This window comes from Pseudomonas sp. AC136, assembly GCF_979258585.1.
Map to the genome: position 1 here is coordinate 1,776,648 of NZ_OZ409865.1, position 22,039 is coordinate 1,798,686.

Here is a 22,039-nt window from a genome sequence, read left to right on the forward strand (position 1 = left end):
TGATAAAATCGCGCGCCTTCGCAGACCGTGCCTCTTCCGCGCGCTGGCCAAGTGCCTACGCCTGTCTCGGTCGCTCCCCGAACATCCCTTTCTAAAGGCCTGGATCTATGAGCAAGCAACCCTCCATTAGCTACAAGGACGCCGGCGTCGATATCGATGCAGGTGAAGCCCTGGTCGAGCGCATCAAAAGCGTGGCCAAGCGCACCGCGCGTCCGGAAGTGATGGGCGGCCTGGGTGGCTTCGGCGCCCTCTGCGAGATCCCCGCTGGCTACAAACAGCCGGTCCTGGTCAGCGGCACCGACGGCGTGGGCACCAAGCTGCGCCTGGCCTTGAACCTGAACAAACACGACAGCATCGGCCAGGACCTGGTCGCCATGTGCGTCAACGATTTGGTGGTGTGCGGGGCCGAGCCGCTGTTCTTCCTCGACTACTACGCCACCGGCAAGCTCAACGTGGATGTAGCTGCCACCGTGGTCACCGGCATCGGCGCCGGCTGCGAACTGGCCGGTTGCTCGCTGGTGGGCGGCGAAACCGCAGAAATGCCTGGCATGTACGAAGGCGAAGATTACGACCTGGCCGGTTTCTGCGTTGGCGTGGTGGAAAAGTCTGAAATCATCGACGGCTCCAAGGTGCAAACCGGCGACGCCCTGATCGCCCTGCCTTCGTCCGGCCCACACTCCAACGGCTACTCGCTGATCCGCAAAATCATCGAAGTATCTGGCGCCGACATCGAAACCGTTCAGCTCGAAGGCAAAGCCCTGACTGAACTGCTGATGGCCCCGACGCGCATCTACGTCAAACCGCTGCTCAAGCTGATCAAAGACACCGGCGCCGTGAAAGCCATGGCGCACATCACCGGTGGCGGCCTGCTGGACAACATTCCGCGTGTGCTGCCAGACGGCGCTCAGGCTGTGGTCGACGTGGCCAGCTGGAAACGCCCGGCCGTGTTTGATTGGCTGCAGCAACAAGGCAACGTCAACGAAACCGAAATGCACCGCGTGCTGAACTGCGGCGTAGGCATGGTGATCTGCGTGGCTCAGGAACACGTGGAAGCGGCTCTGGCCAACCTGCGTGCCAGCGGCGAGCAGCCTTGGGTGATCGGCCAGATCAACGCCGGCGCAGCCGATGCCGAGCGCGTTGTGCTGAACAACCTGAAAGCCCACTAATGCCAGACGCCTCACCCTGCAACGTGGTGGTTCTGCTGTCCGGTTCGGGCAGCAATCTGCAGGCATTGATCGACGATCTCCACGGCGGTGCTGACGCGCAAGCGCACAGCCCCGCGCGGATTTGCGCCGTCATCTCCAACCGCAGCGACGCCTATGGCCTGGAACGGGCCAAGGCGGCCGGCATCGCCACCCATGTGCTCGACCACACCACTTTTACCGACCGCGAACAGTTCGACACCGCGCTCATGGCGCTGATCGACAGCTGCCAACCGCAGCTCGTGCTGCTGGCCGGCTTCATGCGCATCCTCAGCGGCGCCTTTGTGCGGCACTACGAAGGGCGCTTGCTGAACATCCACCCTTCCCTGCTTCCGAAATACAAAGGCCTGCACACCCATCAGCGCGCGCTGGATGCCGGCGACCGCGAACACGGCTGCAGCGTGCACTTTGTAACGGAGGAACTCGACGGAGGGCCTCTGGTCGTACAAGCAGTTGTGCCGGTGCGCTCGGATGACACGGCGCAAAGCCTGGCCAACCGTGTGCACGCACAGGAACACCAGATTTACCCGCTCGCGGTTCGCTGGTTTGCCACCGGCGACTTGCAACTCACCCGCGAGGGGGCAATGCTCCACCAGCAGTTGTTACCGGCCACTGGCCATTTGATTCGAACCTAGGAGACTTTATGCGTCGCGCCTTGCTGTTCGTCCTCGCCGTGCTCACCCTGCCGGCGCAGGCCCTGGAGCTGAAACCCTTTTCGGCCAGCTACACCGCCGACTGGAAGCAGCTTCCCGTTAGCGGCACTGCCGAGCGCAGTCTGCAAAAACAAGCAGACGGCCGCTGGTTGCTGAACTTCAAAGCCTCCATGTTGGTGGCCGGCCTTACCGAAGAAAGCGCCTTCCGCATCGACAACAACGCCTTCTTGCCACAAACCTACCGCTACGAACGCAGCGGCCTGGGCAAGGGCAAATCGGTTGAGTTGGACTTCGACTGGGAAGCCAAGAAAGTCATCGGCAGCGACCGTGGCGATCAGGTGTCCTTGCCACTCAACCGTGGCGTGCAAGATAAATCCACCTATCAAGTGGTGCTGCAAGCCGACGTCGCAGCCGGCAAAAAAACCATGAGCTACCAAGTGGTTGATGGCGGCGAAATTGAAACCTACGACTTCCGCGTGCTGGGCGAAGAGAAAGTCGAAACCATGGCCGGCAGCGTCGACGCCATCAAAGTCGAACGCGTGCGCGACCCCACCCAAAGCAGCCGCAAAACCGTGCTGTGGTTTGCCAAAGACTGGAATTACTTGTTGGTTCGCCTGTATCAGGTCGAGAAAGACGGCAAGGAATACCAAATCATGCTCAAAGACGGCAGCGTCGATGGCAAGGCAGTAAAGGGCAGCTAACGCCTGACCGACTGCGAAAAAAGCCCCGCCTTGTGCGGGGTTTTTTTGTGGGTGATGGAAGCAGGGAATGACGGAGGCCCATTTAATCTCCACCGTCATTCCCGCGATGGCGGCGGTCCGACGATTCGGGAATCCAGAATCGTGAAGCTGCTGCCCTATCGCCCCCAAACCTCAATCACCACCCACCCCGCAAATCCCCCAACCACAAAACCCCGTCCTACACCTGTAGGAAAATAATCAATCCAAGACCCTGCCCACAAAATAAACATCCCCATCTGGCACCTACCTTCAAACCCCTCTTAACTTACCCGTGCGCCATCAGCCCACGGAGCCACCGCCATGCCCGCACGCCTCGCCTTGCTGCTTTCCCTGTTCACCGCCCTACCCGCCCTTGCCGACGGCGGCACGATCCGCTTCGAGGGCCAGATTATTGAAGCCGCCTGCACAGTCACCATCGAGCCCACTAAAACCGCAGCCAATATCCACGTAACAACCAGCGCCGCAAACGACGCCTGCTCGCGCGGCGCCCCGGCGTTTACAACCCAGGTCGGCTCGCTCGACGGCAGCCAAACCGATCTCGACAACCCAGTGATCACCATCACCTATAACTAACCGCCACCGCCCTCGCCAAGCCACCGATCTATTTGTATTTGCCAGCGCGCCCGAGCGCTGGTATCTGTACATGCACACAGTGGTTTGGCGTACCGATGCACTCCCTCGACGATCCCCGTTTCTACTACCTGGCCAACTTTCACAAGGCGCTGGCCTGGCTTGCTGCGCGCTACAGCGACCTGCTGAGCGCCGACGAGGCGGCCTTCGTGCGCGTGTTTGTCGAGTTGCCGTTGCCTTCGCAAGCGCTGCTCACGCGGATGATCATGCGCAAAGGGCCGCACTTTCGCGCCAGCAAGCTCAGCTATGAAGAAATCGGCTGTCCGCGCCAGGCCGCCGAGCCGCTGCTGGCCTATGGCTGGGTTCATAACGAACACGCGCTGAGCCTCGCCGAGCTGTTTGCCTATCTGCGCAAAGACGAAGTGCTCAATCACTTCGGCGCCTTGCTACTCACCCGCACGGCCAACAAGCCTCAATTGCTGGAACAGCTCGAAGAGCACTTGCCCGGCGAGCGCCCGTTCAGTCAGTGGTGCCCGGCGCTGGACGATCCCTTGTTAACCCTGGCCATTGGCGAACTGATCGACCGCCTGCGTCTGATGTTCTTCGGCAATCTGCATCAGGACTGGGTGGAATTCGTGCTCTCGGACCTGGGCATTTTCCGCTACGAACAGGTGGAGCTCAGCGCCGAGTCTCGTGGGTTTACCCGCCGTGAAGACGTCGACACCTATATCCACCTATGGAATTGCCGCCAGCGCTTCGAGGCGGGCGAGCCGTTGGCCGAAGTGATTGAGCAGATCGCCGAGGTGCACACCGACAACCCGCTGCTTTTGGAGCGACGCGGCAAGCTGCTGTTTCGCATTGGCCAGCACCTAGAACGCCTCGGCGAGCTTGAACACGCCTTGGGGCTGTATGGCGTCAGCGGCTACCCGCAGGCGCGGCAGCGGCAGATCCGGGTGCTGGAACGCCTTAGTGATTTTGAACAGGCCCACGCCCTAGCGCAGCAAGCGGCCGCCGCGCCGGTCAATGATGCCGAGGCGCAACTGGTGGGCCGCGCGCTCACTCGGCTCAATCGGCAGTTGGGCCTGGCCAAAGCCAGCCGGCCGGCGAAGGTGGAAGCCGGGCTGATCGAACTGAGCCTGCCGTTCCATCCTGACTTCAGCGTGGAGCAGCGCGTGCAACTGCACCTGAGCGAAGACGGCGCACCGGTGTATTACGTAGAAAACGCGCTGATTTGCAGCCTGTTCGGTTTGCTTTGCTGGCCGGCGATTTATGCGCCACTGCCGGGCGCGTTTTTCCACCCATTTCATGCCGGGCCCGTGGACTTGCTGCGCGCCGACTTCAGCCAACGCCGCGCCGCGCAGTTCGCCGACTGCCTGGACGCCTTGAATTCCGATGCCTACCAGCAGCGCATCCGCGCCACCTATGCCGAGAAGTTCGGCATTCAGTCGCCCTTCGTGTATTGGGGCCTGCTCAGCGAAGAACTGCTGGACCATGCCCTGCTCTGCCTGCCCGCTGCTCACCTGCGCGCCTGGTTTCAGCGCTTGCTGGGCGACATCAAAGCCAACCGCGCCGGCATGCCCGACCTGATCCAGTTTTGGCCCGCCGAACAGCGCTACCGCATGATCGAAGTGAAAGGCCCCGGCGACCGCCTGCAAGACAATCAAAAGCGCTGGCTGGCCTTTTGCGCCGAGCACGGTATGCCGGTGGACGTGTGCTATGTGCAGTGGAGCGACGCGTGATTTATCAGGTGGCCGTGCGCGCCCTCTGCGAGTTCACCGCTAAACAGGGCGACCTCGACTTGCGCTTCACCCCCTCGCCCACGGCCCAGGAAGGCATCGCCGGGCACATGAGCGTGGTCGCCCGGCGCGGCTCGGGTTACATCGCCGAACTGCCGCTGAGCGGCGAGTACGAAGGCCTGCTGGTACGTGGGCGCGCCGATGGCTACAACCCCGACGAAAACCTGCTGGAAGAAATCAAAACCCACCGCGGCGACATCTCGCGCATTCCGGAAAATCATCGGCTGCTGCATTGGGCGCAGGTAAAGGTGTACGGCGCCCTGCTGTGCCGCGAGTACGAGTTGGAAGAAGTCGACCTCGCCGTGGTTTATTTCAATGTGCTCACCCACAAGGAAACCAGCTTTCGCGAAACCTTCAGCGCCAGCGCCTTGCAGGCGTTTTTCGAGCTGCATTGTCAGCGCTTTATCACCTGGGCCAAGCAGGAACAGGCGCACCGTATCGAGCGCGACGACAGCCTCGGCCATCTGCGTTTCCCCCACGCCACGTTTCGCAGCGGCCAGCGCCAACTGGCGGAAGCGGTGTACCGCGCCGCCCGTGACGGCCACAGCCTGATGGCCCAGGCCACCACCGGCATTGGCAAAACCATCGGCACGCTGTTCCCGCAGCTAAAGGCCTTTCCCGAGCAGAAGCTTGATCGTCTGTTTTTCCTTACCGCGAAAACACCGGGCCGGCGATTGGCCCTCGATGCACTGGAAACCCTGCGCGCCCAGGAGCCGAAAATTGCCCTGCGCGTGCTCGAGCATGTGGCGCGCGACAAGGCCTGCGAACACCCCGACAAAGCCTGCCACGGCGATTCCTGTCCGTTGGCCAAAGGCTTCTACGACCGCCTGCCCGCCGCGCGCAAAGCTGCCCTCGACAGTCAGTGGTTGAACCAGAACGCCGTGCGCGACGTGGCCCTGGCGCACGGCATTTGCCCGTACTACCTGAGCCAGGAACTGTGTCGTTGGAGCGACGTGGTGGTCGGCGACTACAACTATTACTTCGACATGACCGCTCTGCTTTACGGCCTCACCCAGCTCAACGAGTGGAAAGTGACGCTGCTGGTCGATGAAGCCCACAACCTGGTCGAGCGCGGACGCGGCATGTACAGCGCCGAGCTGCAGCAAGCGCGCTTCAAGACCATGCGCGGCCTGGCGCCCAAAGCCCTGAAGAGCGTGCTGGACCGGGTAAACCGTCACTGGAACCAACTGCACAAAGACCAGGAAGCGCTGTATCAGGTGTACCCGGCCGCGCCGGACCTGTTCATCATGGCCCTGCAAAAAGCCGTGAGCGCGATCACCGACCACCTCACCGACCAGCCCACCGGCAACGAAGCCGAACTGCTGCACTTCTACCTCGACGCCATGCTGTTCTGTCGTCTGGCCGAAGTGTTCGGCCCCCACTCGCTGTTCGACATCAGCCGCCACCTCGGCCCGGGCGGCACCGCGCAATCGACCCTGTGCATTCGCAACGTGGTGCCCGCGCCGTTTCTCGCCCCGCGACTGGCAGCGGCCCACAGTTGCACGCTGTTCTCCGCCACGTTGAGTCCTGCCAATTACTATGCCGACCTGCTCGGCCTGCCGGAACACACGCCCTGGCTGGACGTGGAATCACCGTTTCTGGCTGAGCAGTTGAAGGTGCAGGCGGTGAGCAACCTGTCGACCCGTTATGTCGACCGCGAGCGTTCCCTGGCGCCGATCAGCGCGCTGATGGCCCGCCAATTTGCCGAACGGCCGGGCAACTACTTGGCGTTTTTCAGCAGCTACGCCTACTTGGAACAAGTGCGCGACGAATTTATCGCCGCGCACCCGCTGGTCCCCATCTGGGTGCAATCGCGGCAAATGGACGAAGCCGAACGCCAGCATTTTCTCGACCGTTTCCACGCCGACGGCCAGGGCATCGGCTTTGCCGTGCTGGGCGGCGCGTTTGGCGAAGGCATCGACCTGCCAGGCAATCGCCTGATCGGCGCCTTTATCGCCACCCTCGGGCTGCCACAAATCAACCCGATCAACGAGCAGATCAAGCAACGCATGCAAGCGATGTTCGGCAGCGGCTACGACTACACCTACCTGTATCCCGGTTTGCAGAAAGTGGTGCAGGCAGCGGGCCGCGTGATCCGCACCCAGCAAGACAACGGCGTGGTGTATCTGATGGACGACCGCTTCAGCCAGGCGGCCGTGCGGCGGTTATTGCCAACGTGGTGGGAAGTGCAGCGGTGTCGGTTGCCCTAGGTGGACGCAGTGGTTTGTAGGAGCGGCTTCAGCCGCGATGCGGTTGATCCTTACCCAACTGATGCATAACCGTTTCCAGGAATCGCGGCTAAAGCCGCTCCTACAAGGCTGCGTAGGAGCGGCTTTAGCCGCGATGCTGTTGATCGTTACCCAAGCAGCTCCGCAAACGCCTTGTCCGCCTCAAGCACAGCGGGCAATGCGGCAAACACGGCGTCCAGATCCAGCTCCTCCACTAATGGCCCGCTCAACGAGGCTTTGGCTTCTTCGGTGGCGCCGCCATGGGCTTTCATGGCTTCGGCAATCAGCACAGCTTGCGCCAGGGTTTTCGCCAGGGGCTGGTCGGCTGGCGCCTGTTGCGGATTGCCCTGCAGGGCGATGGCGGTCTGAATCAGTTTCGGCAGCTGCCAGCGACGGGCCAGTTCGGCGCCCACTTCCGGGTAGCCGAACCCTAACTGCAAGGTTTCATTGGCAGCGCGCCCAGCAGCGTTGGCGTGTTTGCTGTTGTTCAGTTGCGGTGCGTATTGCGGCGCGCCCGTTTGAATCAGCAATTCACCGATGTTGTGCATCATGCCGCAGGTGAAGGCGGTATCGGCGTCTTGCCCGGCCTGCTTGGCCAGCAAGCGGCTGATACTGGCGACCTGAAAGCTGTGAATCCAGAACCCTTTGAGATCGAACGTGGCGTCGGCTTTAAAGGCGCCCGTTACCGCCGAGGCCATGACCAAGGTGCGCAAGGTGTTGAAGCCCAGGCGCGAGGCGGCGTCTTCGATGCTGGTGGATTCACGTGCGCCGCGGTAGCGCGAGGAGTTCGCCAAACGCAGCACCTTGGCAGCGATCACCGGGTCCAGAGAGATATTGCGCGCCACGGCGTCCAGGCTGGACGAGGGGCTGTCAAATTGCTGAATCAGTTCCAGGGCCACCTTGGGAATGCTCGGCAGAGCGTGCAGGTCGGCAAACAGCGTTTCTATATCCATGAGCTCACTCTCAGTTAAACGGCGTGTAAGGACAGCATAGGCAAAGTTTTTTCCGCGTACCGACACCGCGTATGGGCCACACCATTGAAGCTAGCAAGGCGTCGCTGCCTGCGCTAGCGCTGAATCCGAAAGCCTTTGGGCGACAGCCCCGTGCCGCGCTTGAAGAAGCGCGAAAAATAAGCAGGATCGGAAAACCCCAAACGGTCAGAGACCTGATTAACGGTCATGGCGCTGTAAACCAGGCAGCGTTTGGCTTCTAAAAGTAGCCGCTGATTGATCATCTGCAACGCCGATTGCCCGGCCAAACGTCGGCACAGCGCATTCAGGTGGGCGGTGCTGATGTTCAGGGCGCTGGCGTAATGCTCAATTGGCAGGTGTTCGCGGTAATGGGCTTCGAGCAAACGGGTGAACGCGTCGACATGCTCGCGCCCCCGGTCCGGCCCGTGCGCCAGCGATTGCGCCTGGGCGCGGCGACTCAGCGACACCAGCAACACGCTGATCAAAGACTGCAACATCACATCACGGCCGCTTTGCTGCTGGTCGTACTCGGCGGCTATCGACTCGAACAGCGCGTCCAGATATCGCCCCTCGCTGCCGCCCTCGCGGTCGATGGCGAAACAGGCGGGCTGGCGCAGCACCTGGCTTTCCAGCGTGGCGGCGAGTTGCTCGGCCAAGGGTTGCGCCAGGCTGAGGATGTAGCCCTGCACATCGTCGGAAAAGCGAAAACCGTGCACACACAACGCCGGCACCACCTGCACCGAACTGCTGACCACGTCGACCAGCGAGCCCTCCACCTGCAACTGCGCCTGCCCCGATTGCACATACAGCAACTGCACCAGGTCGCCATGGCGGTGCGGTTTGATTTCCCAATGGTGCAACCGGCTGCGCGCCGGAATGGTTTCGCAATGGATCAGATCCGGCGTCGGCCAGGCCGCCGTTTCGCCATACAACTTGAACACCGGAACGGGGTTTTCAGCAGTTTTCAGCACAACCATCACCCACGAAAAGTACAGAAAAGCGATTCGATATTGCCTTCCCCGCCACCCTTTAACCACAAAAAATACAGGAGTCATAAAAACAACTAAGTGCTCTCGCCCACCGCAGAGCTGCACAGGACAACGCCATGAAAACCCAGATCGCAATTATCGGTGCCGGCCCGTCCGGTTTGTTGCTCGGCCAGCTGCTGCATAAAGCGGGCATCGCCAACGTCATCATCGAACGCCAAACCCCCGATTACATCCTCGGCCGCATCCGCGCCGGCGTTCTCGAACAAGGCATGGTCGACCTGCTGCGCGAAGCCGGCGTAAACGAGCGCATGGACGCCGAAGGCCTGGTGCACGATGGCTTCGAACTGGCCTTTGACGGGCGCAGTGAACACATCGACCTCAAGGGCCTGACCGGCGGCAAAACCGTGATGGTGTACGGCCAGACCGAAGTGACCCGCGACCTAATGCAGGCCCGCGAGGCCGCCGGCGCGCAGACGTTCTACAGCGCCAGCAACGTGCAGCCGCACGACATGAAAAGCGCCCAGCCCTACGTCACCTTCGAACACAACGGCGAAACCTTGCGCCTGGACTGCGACTACATCGCCGGTTGCGACGGTTTTCACGGCGTGTCGCGTCAGTCCATTCCGGCCGGCGTGCTCAAGGAATTCGAGCGGGTTTACCCGTTCGGCTGGCTGGGCATCCTGGCCGACACCCCGCCGGTAAACGAAGAACTGATCTACGCCAACCACGAACGCGGCTTTGCCCTGTGCAGCATGCGCTCGCCCACCCGCACCCGTTATTACGTGCAAGTTGGCGCGGATGAACAGGTGGAAGACTGGTCCGACGAGCGCTTCTGGGACGAACTCAAACTGCGCCTTCCCGCTCCGGTAGCCGCGCGCTTGGTGACCGGCCCCTCAATCGAGAAAAGCATCGCGCCACTGCGCAGTTTTGTGGTCGAGCCCATGCAATACGGCCGCCTGTTCCTGCTTGGCGACGCCGCGCACATCGTGCCGCCGACCGGCGCCAAGGGCTTGAACCTGGCGGCCAGCGACGTCAGCACGCTGTACCGCATTCTGCTCAAAGTGTATGGCGAAGGCCGCACCGATTTGCTCGAAAAATACTCGGAAATCTGCCTGCGCCGGGTGTGGAAAGCCGAGCGCTTTTCCTGGTGGATGACCTCGATGCTGCACCGCTTTCCCGACACCGATGCGTTCAGCCTGCGCATGCAGCAAACCGAGCTGGATTACTTCGTGAGCTCAGAGGCGGGACGCAAGACCATTGCCGAAAACTATGTGGGCTTGCCTTACGAGGCGATTGAGTAATACCCGGTGCGAGGCTGCAACAGATGATTCAGCGCGCTGCGACAGGTGTGTCACTCCCGACGCACCCTCTGCAACCGCCCCGCACGCCTTGCCCCGCGCTGGCTCGGGCCTCTTAGCCAGGCGCGGGGCTTTGGGCATGTCGCTTGCTGCAACCTCAGCATGCGACGGAAGGATGACTGCAAGCGGCAACCCATCAGGCTATGGTTGTGTCACCTGCGCAGCGTCTGCCTTGCTCTTAAGCACGACATTCCGGCGCCGATTCATCACAAGAACAAAAGGCCGATTCGCCCCGCGACATCGGCCATCGGGAGTCCTGCTATGCCTTTGCATGCCGTGGAAACCAGCGCCAGTGAGCTGGCCGCTTTCGTCAGCGAAAACTTCCCCGAACGCGGTATTCGCCCCGACGGCGTTATCGCCCAATCCTGGTACCGCAGCGTTAACCAGCACCAACTCAACCCCCGTGCGGTAAACGTCAAACACATTCTCACCGCCGAAGAAATTCGCCAGCATCAGCAGCAACATCAGGAGTATCTGGCCATCGCCAGCCAGGGCGTCAGTGGCTTGGCCAAGCGTGTGGTGCAAGCCGGCTTCGCGGTATTACTGAGCGATGAAAAAGGCATCACCCTCGACTCGCGGTTGCCCAATCAGCGCGACCTGTACACCCAGTCGGGGCTGATCGTCGGCGCGCGTTGGGATGAGTCCGTAGCGGGTACCAACGGCATCGGCACCGCCCTGGCGGCCGAGCAGGCGATGACCATTCACCGTGAAGAACATTTCCTGACCTCGAACTTTCGCCTGAGCTGCTCGGTGGCGCCGATTTTCGACGCCCAAGGCGCACTGCGCGGCTGCCTGAACGCCACCAGCCTGAACAGCGACGGGCCTAAAGAAGCGCAGTACCTGACGCTGCAACTGGTGATCATGTATGCGCGTCTGATCGAGAACGCGCACTTTCGCCAGCGCTACCGCGACTGCCTGACCCTGGCCATCAAACCCCGTGACGACGTCACCGACCTGGCCAACGAGCAGCTGCTGGCCATCGACGAAAGCGGCCGCATTATCGGCGCCAACCGCGCCGCCTTTGTGGCCTACGACCAGGCGCACAACCAGGCGCTGCTGGGCCGGCGTATCGACACGCTGTTGCCCGCCAGCGTGGATGAACTGCTGAGCATGACCAGCGGCGGCGCACGCGGCGTGCAACTGCGAGCGCTGGTGGACGAAGCCTTGGTTGACGTGGGCCTGCGCATTCCCGTCGGCCGTGTTCGTCCGGCTCAGGCGAGCCCGGCGACCGTCAGCCCAGTTCCCGCACGCAGCACGGCTCAGCAGCATCCGCAGCTCGACCAACTGGGTGGCAACGACCCGCTGCTTCAACAAGGCGTGCGGCGCATCCGCAAGGTGCTCGACAAAGGCATCGCCGTGCTGATTACCGGCGAAACCGGCACCGGCAAAGAAGCCTTCGCCCGCGCCATTCACCAGGCCAGTGCGCGACGCCACGGTCCGTTCGTGGCGCTCAACTGCGCGGCCATTCCGGAAACCCTGATCGAAAGCGAACTGTTCGGCTACCGCAGCGGCAGCTTCACCGGCGCCAACAAAAAAGGCATGAAGGGCAAGCTGGAACTGGCCAACGGCGGCACGCTGTTTCTGGATGAAATTGGCGACATGCCGGCGCACCTGCAAACCCGTTTGTTGCGCGTATTGGCTGAACGCGAGATCACCCCACTGGGTGCCGAAACGCCGGTTGGGTTGGATGTACAAGTGGTGTCCGCTACCCACCAGCACTTAGCCGGCATGATTAGCGCCAAGCAGTTTCGCGAAGACTTGTTCTACCGCCTCAGCGGCATGACGCTGCACCTGCCAGCCTTGCGCGAACGCAGCGACCGCGAGCAACTGATCGAGCAGCTGTTGACTACGCAGCCGGGGGCTAAAGGATTGCGACTGGATGAACAGGCGCGGGCGCGGTTACTCGGCTACGGCTGGCCGGGAAATATCCGTCAGTTGCTCAACTGCCTGCGCTACGCCGTGGCCCTGGCCGAAGACGGCGTGATCGACAGCGACTGCCTGCCCGCCGAGTTACAAGGCGCGATCAGCCCAGCGCCCGTCCCCGTCGCCGCGCCGGCGAGCAACAACCTCGCCGAGCAATTGGACAGCGATGAAGTGCGCCACCTGTACGCCACGCTGCGTCAGCACCAATGGAACATCACCGCCGCCGCCGAGAGCTTTGGCATCTCGCGCTCCACGCTGTACCGCAAGATGAAAAAGCACGGCATCGTGCAGCCCAACGAGGTGTTTTGACAGGCGCCTCAGCCCAGCAGCGGCGCCAGGGTTTTGCGTGAACGTGCAGGCACCGGGTGCCTGTCTTCACGCGGGCAACAGGCGAAGCGCGTGCGGTAGCAGCGGGAAAAATACGACTGCGATTCAAAGCCGCACGCCAGGCTGATTTCCAACACGCTCATGTCGGTCTGGCGCAGCAGTTGCCGGGCTTTTTCCAGGCGCAGGCGCAGGTAAAAATTCGATGGCGTGTCGTTGAGGTACAAGCGAAACAAGCGCTCCAATTGCCGCCGCGTCACCTGAATGCGCTCGGCCAATTCCAGGGTGTCGAGTGGCGGTTCGGTGTGGCGCTCCATATCGCCAATCACCTGCACCAGCTTGCGGTTGCTGATGCCGTAGCGCGTGGCGATTTCCATGCGCTGGTGGTCCTGACGCGGCCGAATGCGGCTGAGCACAAACTGCTCCGACACCTGCACCGCCAGCTCGGCGCCGTGGGCCTGGGCAATCAGGTCGAGCATCAGATCAATCGACGCCGTGCCGCCGGCGCAGGTGATGCGCGAGCGATCCACTTCGAATAATTCCTGTGTCACATGCAGACGCGGGTATGACTCCTTGAAGGCGTCCAGCGCTTCCCAATGCAGCGTGACAGTGTGGCCGTCGAGCAGCCCGGCTTCGGCCAAAACCACGGCGCCGGTGTCGATGCCGCCCAGCGTAACGCCGTCGCCATCCAGGCGCTTGAGCCAACGCGCCAGCGCCGGGCTATAGGCCTGCAACGGCTCGAAACCGGCCACCAATAACACGCGCGCATCACGGCCAAGCGCCGCCAGGGCGCTGTCGGCGTTGATCGACATGCCATTGCTGGCCAATACCGGCCCGCCGTCCAGACTCATCACCTGCCACCGGTACAAATCGGCCTGAAAACGGTTGGCCACGCGCAACGGCTCCACCGCCGACAGAAAGCCGAGCATGGAAAAGCCCGGCAGCAGCAGAAACCAGAAGTCTTCAGTAACTGGAGTCGAAGGCATGACACGGCTCGGCAAGGGAATAGTCGTGGCTTACGCCGTTGCGGTGGCGTTGGCAATGCAGCAGGTCGCCTGAGTACAAATGCGGGTCGCTACCGTGTGATTTTGCCGCCTGCGCTGCCGGTAATTTGGCCCACAGCTGGCAAGGCATCGCTGGCTCCACACTCGACAACAAGTACTTCCGCCAGCACCGCGCTGATGAGAAGTCAGCCACATGAGGAACACCGATGAAGACCGTACTCAGTTGCTGTTTGTTAGTGCTCGCCAGCCAGACCGCTTTCGCCGCCGACCCGGCCTCCTGCAAGAACGTGCGCCTGGGCGTGGTCAATTGGACCGACGTGATCGCCACCAGCGCCATGACCCAAGTGCTGCTCGACGGCCTGGGCTATGAAACCAAGCAAACCAGCGCCTCGCAGCAAATCATTTTCGCCGGCATCCGCGACAAACGCCTGGACCTGTTCCTCGGCTATTGGAACCCGATCATGACCCGCACCATCGCGCCGTTTATCGAGGCCAAACAGGTGCGCGTACTCGACAAACCCAGCCTTGACGATGCCCGCGCCACCCTCGCCGTCCCCACCTACCTGGCCGACAAAGGCCTGAAAACCTTCGCCGACATCGCCAAATTCGAGAAAGAGCTGGGCGGGAAAATCTACGGCATCGAGCCGGGCTCCGGCGCTAACACTCAGATCAAGGAAATGATCGCCAAAGACCAGTTCGGCCTGGGCAAATTCCAGTTGGTGGAATCCAGCGAAGCCGGCATGTTGTCCGCCGTCAGCCGTGCGGTGAAACGCAAGGAAGCCGTGGTCTTCTTTGGCTGGGCGCCGCACCCCATGAACGTCAACCAGGACATGACCTACCTGTCCGGCAGCCAGGACGCCCTCGGCCCGGACGAAGGCCGCGCAACGGTGTGGACGGTCACCGCGCCGGACTACGCCAGCCGCTGCCCGAACGTCGACAAACTGCTCAACAACCTGCATTTCACCGCCGCCGACGAGAGCCGCATGATGCAGCCGCTGCTCGACCACAAAGGCCCGCTGGAATCGGCCAAGCAATGGCTCAAGGATCACCCGCAAGACCAGCAGCGCTGGCTTGAAGGCGTGACCACCCTCGACGGCCGCCCGGCCAGCGAACACCTGAAACTCAGCACCAACCCCTGACCGCTCCCCAACCGCCGCGCAGCCCACCGTGACTGCGCAGCGGCTTGCCCTGCCTGCTTGTTGAAGGACATGCCATGAACCACGACGTGATCATTACCTGCGCCCTGACCGGTGCCGGCGACACCACCGGCAAAAGCCATCTGGTGCCCATCACCCCCAAACAAATTGCCGCCGCTGCCGTGGAAGCCGCCAAGGCCGGCGCGACGGTGGTGCACTGCCACGTGCGCGACCCCGACACCGGCAAATTCAGCCGCGATGTGGCGCTGTACCGCGAAGTGATGGAACGCATCCGCGAGGCCGACGTAGACATCATCGTCAACCTCACCGCCGGCATGGGCGGCGACCTGGAAATCGGCGCGGGCGAAACGCCCATGGAATTCGGCCCCAACACCGACCTGGTCGGCCCGCTCACCCGCCTGGCCCACGTGGAAGAACTGCTGCCGGAAATCTGCACCCTGGACTGCGGCACGCTCAACTTCGGCGACGGCGACACCATCTACGTTTCCACCCCCGCCCAACTGCGCGCCGGGGCCAAACGCATCACCGAGCTAGGCGTGAAAGCCGAGCTGGAAATCTTCGACACCGGCCACCTGTGGTTCGCCAAACAGATGATCAAGGAAGGCCTGCTGCACGACCCGCTGTTCCAACTGTGCCTGGGCATTCCCTGGGGCGCGCCGGCCGACACCACCACCATGAAAGCCATGGTCGACAACCTGCCCGCCGACTGCACCTGGGCCGGCTTTGGCATCGGCCGCCTGCAAATGCCCATGGCCGCACAAGCCGTGCTGCTGGGCGGCAACGTGCGGGTTGGGCTGGAAGACAACCTGTGGCTGGACAAAGGCGTGCTCGCCAGCAATGGCGCGCTGGTCGAACGGGTCAGCGAAATTCTCACCCGCCTTGGCGCACGCATTCTGACGCCGGCCGAGGGCCGGGCAAAAATGAACCTCAGCCGTCGCGGCTGACCTGCTTTTTTACTGCTGGAGTGGCTATGAGCTTTATCACCGACATCAAAGTTTTCGCAGCCCTGGGCAGCGGCGTAATCGGCAGCGGCTGGGTTGCGCGCGCCCTCGCTCACGGCCTCGACGTAATCGCCTGGGACCCCGCACCCGGCGCCGAAACCGCCCTGCGCCAGCGCGTCGCCGACGCCTGGCCGGCGCTGGTCAAACAAGGCGTGGCAGAAGGCGCGAGCCTGGAGCGATTGCGCGTTGTCGACAGCATTGAAGCCTGCGTACGCGACGCCGACTTCATCCAAGAAAGCGCCCCGGAACGCCTCGACCTGAAACTCGACCTGCACGCCAAAATCAGCGCGGCGGCCAAGCCCAACGCCTTGATTGCCTCGTCCACCTCGGGCCTGTTACCCAGCGACTTCTACGCCGACGCCACGCACCCGGAACGCTGCGTAGTCGGCCACCCGTTCAACCCGGTTTACCTGCTGCCGCTGGTGGAAGTGGTCGGCGGCCAACACACCGCACCGGCAGCGGTTCAGGCCGCCATCGAGGTTTACCAGGCCCTTGGCATGCGGCCCCTGCACGTACGCAAGGAAGTGCCCGGTTTTATAGCCGACCGTCTGCTCGAAGCGCTGTGGCGAGAAGCCCTACACCTGGTCAACGACGGCGTCGCCACTACCGGCGAAATCGACGACGCGATTCGGTTTGGCGCCGGTTTGCGCTGGTCGTTCATGGGCACCTTTCTGACCTACACCCTGGCAGGTGGCGACGCAGGCATGCGCCACTTCATGGCCCAATTCGGCCCCGCCCTGCAACTGCCCTGGACCTACTTGCCCGCCCCCGAGCTGACCGAAAGACTCATCGACGACGTGGTGGCCGGCACTACCGAACAGCAAGGCCAACGCAGCATCGCCGAACTGGAACGCTACCGCGACGACTGCCTGATGGCCGTGCTGGACGCCGTCAAAACCTGCAAAACCAAACACGGCTTCGCCTTCGCCGACTGAGGACCGCGCCCATGGAACACCGCCTTTACCGCACCCCCATCAGCGCCGACTGGGTCGACTACAACGGCCACCTGCGCGACGCCTACTACCTGCTGATCTTCAGCCAGGCCGTGGATGCGCTGATGGACACCCTCGGCCTCGACGCCACCGCCCGCGAAGCCGCCGGCCACAGCCTGTTCACTCTGGAAGTGCACCTCAACTACCTGCACGAAGTGAAAGAAAACCAAACTGTAGAGGTTCGATTGCAGGTGCTCGGGCACGACCAGAAACGGCTGCACCTGTACCTCAGCCTTTACCGCGACGGACAGCAAGATGCCGTGGCCGTGAGTGAACAGATGCTGCTGCACGTGGACACCCACGGGCCGAAATCCACGCCGTTTAGTGCCACGGCATTGGCCAGGATTGAAGGACTTGTCGTCGCGCAAGGCGAGATGGAAAAGCCCGAATATGCCGGCCGGATAATCAGCCTTCCGCCGCAAAAGCATCGCGGCTAAAGCCGCTCCCACAATAAGCAAAGCACCACCACCCCCCTGTGGGAGCGGCTTCAGCCGCGAGATGTTGATCTACCGCTTTTGCTCAGCGCTTTTGCCCAGCGCTTTTGCTTCACGCTCTTGCTTCACCGCTTTTGATCTCGCTTGTGATCCACCCCGCACCGTTTATCGCAGGCCGAGTGGAGTCGACGCGTAGGGGGTTGAGCGGCCGGGAGCCGCGAAAGGCGTGTCGGGCCAAGGTTGGCCCGTCTCGCCGGCCCCCGGAGCGGCGACGGAAGGAGGGGACCCGTAGCGCAGCGTAGGGCCAAGGTAGGGGCTTGTACGAGACAACCACATGGGTAACAAAAGTGTTCAATCACATGGGTGACACTTTCAAGGATAGATACCCATCCTTCTGCTCCCTTTCGTCCAGCCTACCTATCACAACCGGGCCGAAATGAACGGCCCAAAGATCATCGCCAATTTGCTCCAGCCCAATTAGTTCGTGCCTTAAAAGATACCCCACATAAATGCGCATACCGTGGCGATTGATGATCCCGCTGCAGTCGGCCCGGTGCGGTTCGACATAGCCAGGATATGTCGGCTCCGGCAAGCGTTCCGGGTATGGCCGTGGCGAATTCTGGTAATGGGTTTTGGGCGTGCTCTGGTTTAGCGCTTCGTGCGGCCGCTGCTCATTGTAATTATGACGAAACAGGTCGAACTGCCTTTGCTGCTCCGCCATATGCGCAGAACAGGGGTGAGTGACGGCCCGTTTCAGCGTCCGATGCATACGTTCGTGGCGCCCATTCTGTTCGGGGCGGCCAGGTGCTATTCGTTCAGGAATGATGCCCAGCCGTAGCCACCAAATGGAGAGTTGGCTTAGACCTGTTTTGCCAGCGCTAGCGAAGGGGGTGCCGTTGTCTGTTCGCAGGCGCGAAGGTAATCCGTAGCAGCGAAACAAATCTTCGAAAGCCGACTTGGTCTCCTTTAGCCGTGTGCCGGACATGCCTTCGCAAGCCAGCAGAAAACGACTGGCGTGATCCATCACCGTCAACGGATAACACCACTTCCCGTCCTGAGTCAGGAACTGACCTTTGTAGTCGGCGCTCCAGAGTTCATTAGGTTCGTTGGTCGATTTAAGCGGCTTTGGATAGCTAGGTACCCGCTTACGAAGCCGGCGGGGCGTGACCAATCCCGCCTGTTTGAGGATGCTGTAGATCGTGGTCCGGGAAGGACTTTGCCCAGGATATCGCTGCTCCACGAGTGCCTGGATCTTCTTCGGCCCCAGTTCAACCGCAGATCGGCGCCTTAGATCAAGGATGTACTCGCGGATAACAAATGGCGTGCACACCTGTTCGCGACGCCGCCGACTTTGCTCAGCCAACCCCTCCATGCCGGCTAAGTTGTAGCGTTCCACCCACTTGTAGCCGGTCTTTCGACTGATGCCGAAGTGCTCGCACAACGCAGTGAAGCTGCTGACCTGCCTGAGGTAATCAGCAATGAACAACACTTTCTCGTCCATAGGTTTCAGTTCTCGCCACGGCATGAGGGCACCCTCCTGAGGGAGACCCCATTAGGTTAAAAACTGTTACCCATGTGGTTGAACTGATTTGTTACCTATGTGGGTGAGTCGTACCGGCTAGCGTTTTTGGTTACTTTTGTCGCAATGACAAAAGTGACTCGCGCGTAAGGCGCGAAACCAAAACGTCCAGCACACGCGGTAATGAATACCTCCACAACTGCGTCCGCCCGGAAATTCTGGATCCCCGCGTGCGCGAGGATGACGGGGGTTTGTGTTGCCACCGCGTTCGACTGAAGATTCTGGATTCCGAATCGTCGGACCGCCGCCTGCGCGGGAACGACGGGGGTTTGTGCTACCACCGCGCTTGACTGGAAATTCTGGATCCCGAATCGTCGGACCGCCGGCTGCGCGAGGATGACGGAGGTTTGGGCCGCCGCCTGCGCCAAACGACGATCCAGCACCCAAAAAAAAACCCCCCGAAAAGCCGACACAGCACGGGGGGCCAAAATGCTTCTAACAGGGAGCGCCAACGTCGAACCGGACAACCTCGATCAGGTGACCAAACCCAACCAAAACAGCCAACGCCCGCCAATCAAGGCTGACACTCTGGCCGCCATTGTGCCCATCACGAACGACCGGGAATTAGTTGAAAACGACCTCTTCATGCATATAACAGCCATCGCCCTTGAAGCCAGCCCAACCCCTCACCAGAATCGACCCCACCTCCCCCGCAACAAGGACCACAGCCATGATGCACGCTGACCTGATCGACCAGGACGACCTGCGCGAACGCCTGCAAACCCTGGGCTTCGCCGTGCCGCCCGGCGCCTCGCCGGAACAGGCCTGCGAGCACGCTGTACTCGGCCTCGACGGCCCGCGCGCGTTGGCGCTGCGCAAGCTCGTCGAGCAGATGCTCGGCAGCGGCGCGGTGATGCTGCCGGCCGTGCGCGAAGCCATTTCACGGCAATTGCTGCCCGCCCTCGCCCAGTACAAAGAAAACCACGGATAAAAAAATCCCCGGCATAACCGGGGATTTTCACCTCAACCGCTGGGCCATTACTGCCCCGGAATATCCTTGCGTAGCTTCACCGCTTCATTCTTTTTGCGATCACGCACGGTGCGCATTTTGATGTTCACCGCTTCCACCGCCAGCGAGAACGCCATGGCGAAGTACACGTAGCCTTTGGGCGCATGCACATCAAAGGCCTCGGCAATCAACACCGTGCCGACCATGATCAGGAACGACAAGGCGAGCATTTTCAGCGACGGGTGTTTATCGATGAACGCGCTGATGGTGCCGGCGGCGAGCATCATCACCATCACGGCCACGACGATGGCGGCGATCATGACCGGTACATGGGACACCATGCCGACAGCGGTGATGACCGAGTCCAGCGAGAACACGATATCGATAATGGCGATCTGAATGATGGTGCCGATAAAGCCGCTGCCCATGCCCTTGGGCGCGTCGTTGGTTTCGTCTTCACCTTCCAGGCTCTGGTACATCTCGGTGCTGCTTTTCCACAGCAGAAACAGGCCACCGAAGAACAGAATCAAGTCACGCCCGGAGAAGCCGTGACCCATGATGCTGAACAGGTCAGCGGTCAGGCGCATCACCCAGGTGATCGACAGCAACAGCAGAATTCGCGTGACCATGGCCAGCGCCAAACCGAAGAAACGGGTCTTGGGCTGCATGTCTTTGGGCATACGGCTGACCAAGATCGAAATCATGATGATGTTGTCGATCCCGAGCACAATCTCCAGCGCCGTCAGGGTAAAAAATGCAATCCAGATTTCCGGGCTGGTCAGCCATTCCATGTACAGCGTCCTCGTCTTTCCAATACGTGAAGGTGAAAAAAATCGTTAGCCGCCAAACACTGGGAAAATTCCCATCAGCAGCGCGGCGACAAGGATACACAGGCAAACCAGAACTGCCCATTTCAGGGTAAAGCGCTGATGGTCACCAAACTCGATGCCGGCCAGGCCCACCAACAAATAGGTCGAAGGCACCAACGGACTGAGCAAATGCACCGGCTGGCCAACGATTGAAGCCCGGGCCATTTCCACGGCACTGATGCCGTAGTGGCTCGCGGCTTCGGCCAGCACCGGCAGAACGCCGTAGTAGAAGGCGTCGTTGGACATGAAAAACGTGAACGGCATGCTCACCACGGCCGTAATCACCGCCAAATACGGGCCCATGGCGGTGGGAATAACGGCCAGCAAACTTTTCGACATGGCGTCGACCATGCCGGTTCCAGAAAGAATGCCGGTGAAAATACCCGCCGCAAAAATCAACCCAACCACCGCCAGCACGTTGGCCGAGTGGGCCGCCACGCGCTCTTTTTGCTGCTGCAGGCAGGGGTAGTTGACGATCATGGCGATGCCGAACGCGAGCATAAACAGCACCGGCAGCGGCAGCAGGCCTTGAATCAGCGCGACCATCAAGGCCACGGTCAACGCGGCGTTGAAACACAGCAGTTTCGGCCGGCGTGCGTCGGGAAATTGCGACACGCTAATCTCGGCGCCGCCCACGGCTTCGCCCGGCAAATGCAGTTCACCCAAGCGCGCACGCTCACGTTTGCCGTAGAAGTAGGCGATGGCCAGAATCGCCAGCACGCCTGCCGCCATGGCCGGAATCATCGGCACGAAAATATCGGAGGGGTCGACATGCAGTGCACTGGCCGCGCGGGCGGTGGGTCCGCCCCACGGGGTCATGTTCATCACCCCGCCGGCCAGAATAATCAGACCGGCCATGATCCGTGGGCTCATGCCCAGGCGCTGGTAAAGCGGCAGCATGGCCGCCACGCAGATCATGTAGGTCGTGGCGCCGTCGCCATCCATTGACACCACCAGCGCCAGCACGGCGGTGCCCACCGACACTTTCAGCGGGTCGCCTTTGACCAGTTTGAGAATCTTGCGCACGGCGGGGTCGAACAGGCCGGAATCGATCATCAGGGCGAAGTAGAGAATGGCGAACATCAGCATCACGCCGGTGGGCGCGAGCTTGGTGATGCCTTCGAGCATCATCGGGCCGATCTGCCCGGCAAAGCCGCCAACCAGCGCGTAAACAATCGGGATGATGATGAGGGCGATCAGCGCCGACAGGCGTTTGCTCATGATCAGGTACATGAACGTGATGACCATGGCGAAGCCAAGGAGGGTCAACATAGGAATTCTCCGTGCATTAGCGGGCGTG

At 61.5% G+C, this 22,039-nt stretch carries 20 protein-coding genes; 13 read left to right on the forward strand and 7 right to left on the reverse strand.

Going from position 1 to position 22,039, the window contains the following annotated elements; all coding sequences use genetic code 11:
• Positions 1–107 precede the first annotated feature (107 nt).
• The 6 genes from purM (at position 108) to ACZZZU_RS08090 (ending at position 7,171) form a co-directional block, all read left to right on the forward strand.
• Positions 108–1,166: a phosphoribosylformylglycinamidine cyclo-ligase gene (gene purM / locus ACZZZU_RS08065; RefSeq protein ID WP_122452748.1), complete on the forward strand. Its 1,059-nt coding sequence runs from the start codon at positions 108–110 to the stop codon at positions 1,164–1,166.
• Positions 1,166–1,837: a phosphoribosylglycinamide formyltransferase gene (purN, locus tag ACZZZU_RS08070; protein WP_463550299.1), complete on the forward strand. Its 672-nt coding sequence runs from the start codon at positions 1,166–1,168 to the stop codon at positions 1,835–1,837. The genes purM and purN overlap by 1 nt, the downstream gene beginning before the upstream one ends.
• Before the next feature lie 8 nt (positions 1,838–1,845).
• On the forward strand, positions 1,846–2,556 hold the full coding sequence (locus ACZZZU_RS08075) for a DUF3108 domain-containing protein (protein ID WP_463383528.1): 711 nt from the start codon (positions 1,846–1,848) through the stop codon (positions 2,554–2,556).
• Positions 2,557–2,895: 339 nt separating this feature from the next.
• The gene (locus ACZZZU_RS08080) at positions 2,896–3,168 is read left to right on the forward strand and encodes a hypothetical protein (RefSeq protein ID WP_463550300.1); all 273 of its coding nucleotides are present in this window, start codon (positions 2,896–2,898) and stop codon (positions 3,166–3,168) included.
• Positions 3,169–3,263: 95 nt separating this feature from the next.
• Positions 3,264–4,904, forward strand: coding sequence for a VRR-NUC domain-containing protein (locus ACZZZU_RS08085; RefSeq protein WP_463550301.1), 1,641 nt, complete (start codon positions 3,264–3,266; stop codon positions 4,902–4,904).
• Positions 4,901–7,171: an ATP-dependent DNA helicase gene (locus tag ACZZZU_RS08090; protein ID WP_463550302.1), complete on the forward strand. Its 2,271-nt coding sequence runs from the start codon at positions 4,901–4,903 to the stop codon at positions 7,169–7,171. The genes ACZZZU_RS08085 and ACZZZU_RS08090 overlap by 4 nt, the downstream gene beginning before the upstream one ends.
• Positions 7,172–7,317: 146 nt before the next feature.
• Here the strand turns inward: ACZZZU_RS08090 and ACZZZU_RS08095 are convergent, their stop codons facing one another.
• Together ACZZZU_RS08095 and ACZZZU_RS08100 are read right to left on the reverse strand one after the other, a co-directional pair.
• The gene (locus tag ACZZZU_RS08095) at positions 7,318–8,142 is read right to left on the reverse strand and encodes an HDOD domain-containing protein (RefSeq protein ID WP_122493952.1); all 825 of its coding nucleotides are present in this window, start codon (positions 8,140–8,142) and stop codon (positions 7,318–7,320) included.
• Between the two features lie 113 nt (positions 8,143–8,255).
• On the reverse strand, positions 8,256–9,131 hold the full coding sequence (locus tag ACZZZU_RS08100) for a helix-turn-helix domain-containing protein (protein ID WP_463550303.1): 876 nt from the start codon (positions 9,129–9,131) through the stop codon (positions 8,256–8,258).
• A gap of 134 nt (positions 9,132–9,265) precedes the next feature.
• Between ACZZZU_RS08100 and pobA the strand changes: the two genes are divergently transcribed.
• Complete coding sequence (gene pobA / locus ACZZZU_RS08105; RefSeq protein ID WP_463550304.1) at positions 9,266–10,450, forward strand: 4-hydroxybenzoate 3-monooxygenase; 1,185 nt, start codon at positions 9,266–9,268, stop codon at positions 10,448–10,450.
• Positions 10,451–10,768: 318 nt separating this feature from the next.
• Positions 10,769–12,739, forward strand: coding sequence for a sigma-54-dependent Fis family transcriptional regulator (locus ACZZZU_RS08110; protein WP_463550305.1), 1,971 nt, complete (start codon positions 10,769–10,771; stop codon positions 12,737–12,739).
• An 8-nt stretch (positions 12,740–12,747) separates the two neighbouring features.
• Here ACZZZU_RS08110 and ACZZZU_RS08115 read toward each other — a convergent pair whose 3' ends face one another.
• Positions 12,748–13,740 carry a GlxA family transcriptional regulator gene (locus tag ACZZZU_RS08115; protein WP_463550306.1) on the reverse strand — a complete coding sequence of 331 codons (993 nt, stop codon included), beginning with the start codon at positions 13,738–13,740 and terminating at the stop codon, positions 12,748–12,750.
• Positions 13,718–13,888: a hypothetical protein gene (locus ACZZZU_RS08120; RefSeq protein ID WP_463550307.1), complete on the reverse strand. Its 171-nt coding sequence runs from the start codon at positions 13,886–13,888 to the stop codon at positions 13,718–13,720. The genes ACZZZU_RS08115 and ACZZZU_RS08120 overlap by 23 nt, the downstream gene beginning before the upstream one ends.
• A gap of 76 nt (positions 13,889–13,964) precedes the next feature.
• Here ACZZZU_RS08120 and choX point away from each other — a divergent pair, with 76 nt between their 5' ends.
• The 4 genes from choX to ACZZZU_RS08140 all read left to right on the forward strand — a co-directional run bounded on the left by choX (position 13,965) and on the right by ACZZZU_RS08140 (position 17,345).
• Positions 13,965–14,897, forward strand: a complete 933-nt coding sequence (choX, locus tag ACZZZU_RS08125; RefSeq protein ID WP_463550308.1) for a choline ABC transporter substrate-binding protein — start codon at positions 13,965–13,967, stop codon at positions 14,895–14,897.
• A gap of 74 nt (positions 14,898–14,971) precedes the next feature.
• Positions 14,972–15,859 (forward strand): 3-dehydrocarnitine:acetyl-CoA trimethylamine transferase CdhC, encoded by an 888-nt coding sequence (gene cdhC, locus ACZZZU_RS08130; RefSeq protein WP_463550309.1) that lies wholly within the window; start codon positions 14,972–14,974, stop codon positions 15,857–15,859.
• A gap of 26 nt (positions 15,860–15,885) precedes the next feature.
• Positions 15,886–16,851: an L-carnitine dehydrogenase gene (locus ACZZZU_RS08135; protein ID WP_463550310.1), complete on the forward strand. Its 966-nt coding sequence runs from the start codon at positions 15,886–15,888 to the stop codon at positions 16,849–16,851.
• A gap of 11 nt (positions 16,852–16,862) precedes the next feature.
• A complete protein-coding gene (locus tag ACZZZU_RS08140) occupies positions 16,863–17,345 on the forward strand; it encodes a thioesterase family protein (protein WP_463550311.1) in 483 nt (160 codons plus the stop codon).
• A 352-nt stretch (positions 17,346–17,697) separates the two neighbouring features.
• Here the strand turns inward: ACZZZU_RS08140 and ACZZZU_RS08145 are convergent, their stop codons facing one another.
• Positions 17,698–18,867, reverse strand: a complete 1,170-nt coding sequence (locus tag ACZZZU_RS08145; protein ID WP_463549367.1) for an integrase core domain-containing protein — start codon at positions 18,865–18,867, stop codon at positions 17,698–17,700.
• A gap of 724 nt (positions 18,868–19,591) precedes the next feature.
• On the opposite strand from ACZZZU_RS08145, the gene ACZZZU_RS08150 reads away from it, so the two are divergent.
• On the forward strand, positions 19,592–19,852 hold the full coding sequence (locus ACZZZU_RS08150; RefSeq protein ID WP_463539767.1) for a hypothetical protein: 261 nt from the start codon (positions 19,592–19,594) through the stop codon (positions 19,850–19,852).
• Between the two features lie 47 nt (positions 19,853–19,899).
• Here the strand turns inward: ACZZZU_RS08150 and ACZZZU_RS08155 are convergent, their stop codons facing one another.
• On the reverse strand, positions 19,900–20,661 hold the full coding sequence (locus tag ACZZZU_RS08155) for a TerC family protein (RefSeq protein WP_463383541.1): 762 nt from the start codon (positions 20,659–20,661) through the stop codon (positions 19,900–19,902).
• Positions 20,662–20,706: 45 nt separating this feature from the next.
• Positions 20,707–22,011: a CitMHS family transporter gene (locus ACZZZU_RS08160; RefSeq protein WP_463550312.1), complete on the reverse strand. Its 1,305-nt coding sequence runs from the start codon at positions 22,009–22,011 to the stop codon at positions 20,707–20,709.
• Between the last annotated feature and the right edge of the window lie 28 nt (positions 22,012–22,039).

Excerpts from the sequence above, each read along its gene's own strand:
- ACZZZU_RS08140 (WP_463550311.1), top strand. The coding sequence starts at position 16,863 with ATGGAACACCGCCTTTACCGCACCCCCATCAGCGCCGACTGGGTCGAC.
- ACZZZU_RS08160 (WP_463550312.1), bottom strand. The coding sequence starts at position 22,011 with ATGTTGACCCTCCTTGGCTTCGCCATGGTCATCACGTTCATGTACCTG.
- ACZZZU_RS08095 (WP_122493952.1), bottom strand. The coding sequence starts at position 8,142 with ATGGATATAGAAACGCTGTTTGCCGACCTGCACGCTCTGCCGAGCATT.
- purM (WP_122452748.1), top strand. The coding sequence starts at position 108 with ATGAGCAAGCAACCCTCCATTAGCTACAAGGACGCCGGCGTCGATATC.
- ACZZZU_RS08080 (WP_463550300.1), top strand. The coding sequence starts at position 2,896 with ATGCCCGCACGCCTCGCCTTGCTGCTTTCCCTGTTCACCGCCCTACCC.
- ACZZZU_RS08150 (WP_463539767.1), top strand. The coding sequence starts at position 19,592 with ATGATGCACGCTGACCTGATCGACCAGGACGACCTGCGCGAACGCCTG.
- ACZZZU_RS08075 (WP_463383528.1), top strand. The coding sequence starts at position 1,846 with ATGCGTCGCGCCTTGCTGTTCGTCCTCGCCGTGCTCACCCTGCCGGCG.
- ACZZZU_RS08085 (WP_463550301.1), top strand. The coding sequence starts at position 3,264 with ATGCACTCCCTCGACGATCCCCGTTTCTACTACCTGGCCAACTTTCAC.
- pobA (WP_463550304.1), top strand. The coding sequence starts at position 9,266 with ATGAAAACCCAGATCGCAATTATCGGTGCCGGCCCGTCCGGTTTGTTG.
- ACZZZU_RS08155 (WP_463383541.1), bottom strand. The coding sequence starts at position 20,661 with ATGGAATGGCTGACCAGCCCGGAAATCTGGATTGCATTTTTTACCCTG.
- ACZZZU_RS08120 (WP_463550307.1), bottom strand. The coding sequence starts at position 13,888 with ATGCCTTGCCAGCTGTGGGCCAAATTACCGGCAGCGCAGGCGGCAAAA.
- ACZZZU_RS08110 (WP_463550305.1), top strand. The coding sequence starts at position 10,769 with ATGCCTTTGCATGCCGTGGAAACCAGCGCCAGTGAGCTGGCCGCTTTC.
- ACZZZU_RS08115 (WP_463550306.1), bottom strand. The coding sequence starts at position 13,740 with ATGCCTTCGACTCCAGTTACTGAAGACTTCTGGTTTCTGCTGCTGCCG.
- choX (WP_463550308.1), top strand. The coding sequence starts at position 13,965 with ATGAAGACCGTACTCAGTTGCTGTTTGTTAGTGCTCGCCAGCCAGACC.
- purN (WP_463550299.1), top strand. The coding sequence starts at position 1,166 with ATGCCAGACGCCTCACCCTGCAACGTGGTGGTTCTGCTGTCCGGTTCG.
- ACZZZU_RS08145 (WP_463549367.1), bottom strand. The coding sequence starts at position 18,867 with ATGCCGTGGCGAGAACTGAAACCTATGGACGAGAAAGTGTTGTTCATT.
- ACZZZU_RS08135 (WP_463550310.1), top strand. The coding sequence starts at position 15,886 with ATGAGCTTTATCACCGACATCAAAGTTTTCGCAGCCCTGGGCAGCGGC.
- cdhC (WP_463550309.1), top strand. The coding sequence starts at position 14,972 with ATGAACCACGACGTGATCATTACCTGCGCCCTGACCGGTGCCGGCGAC.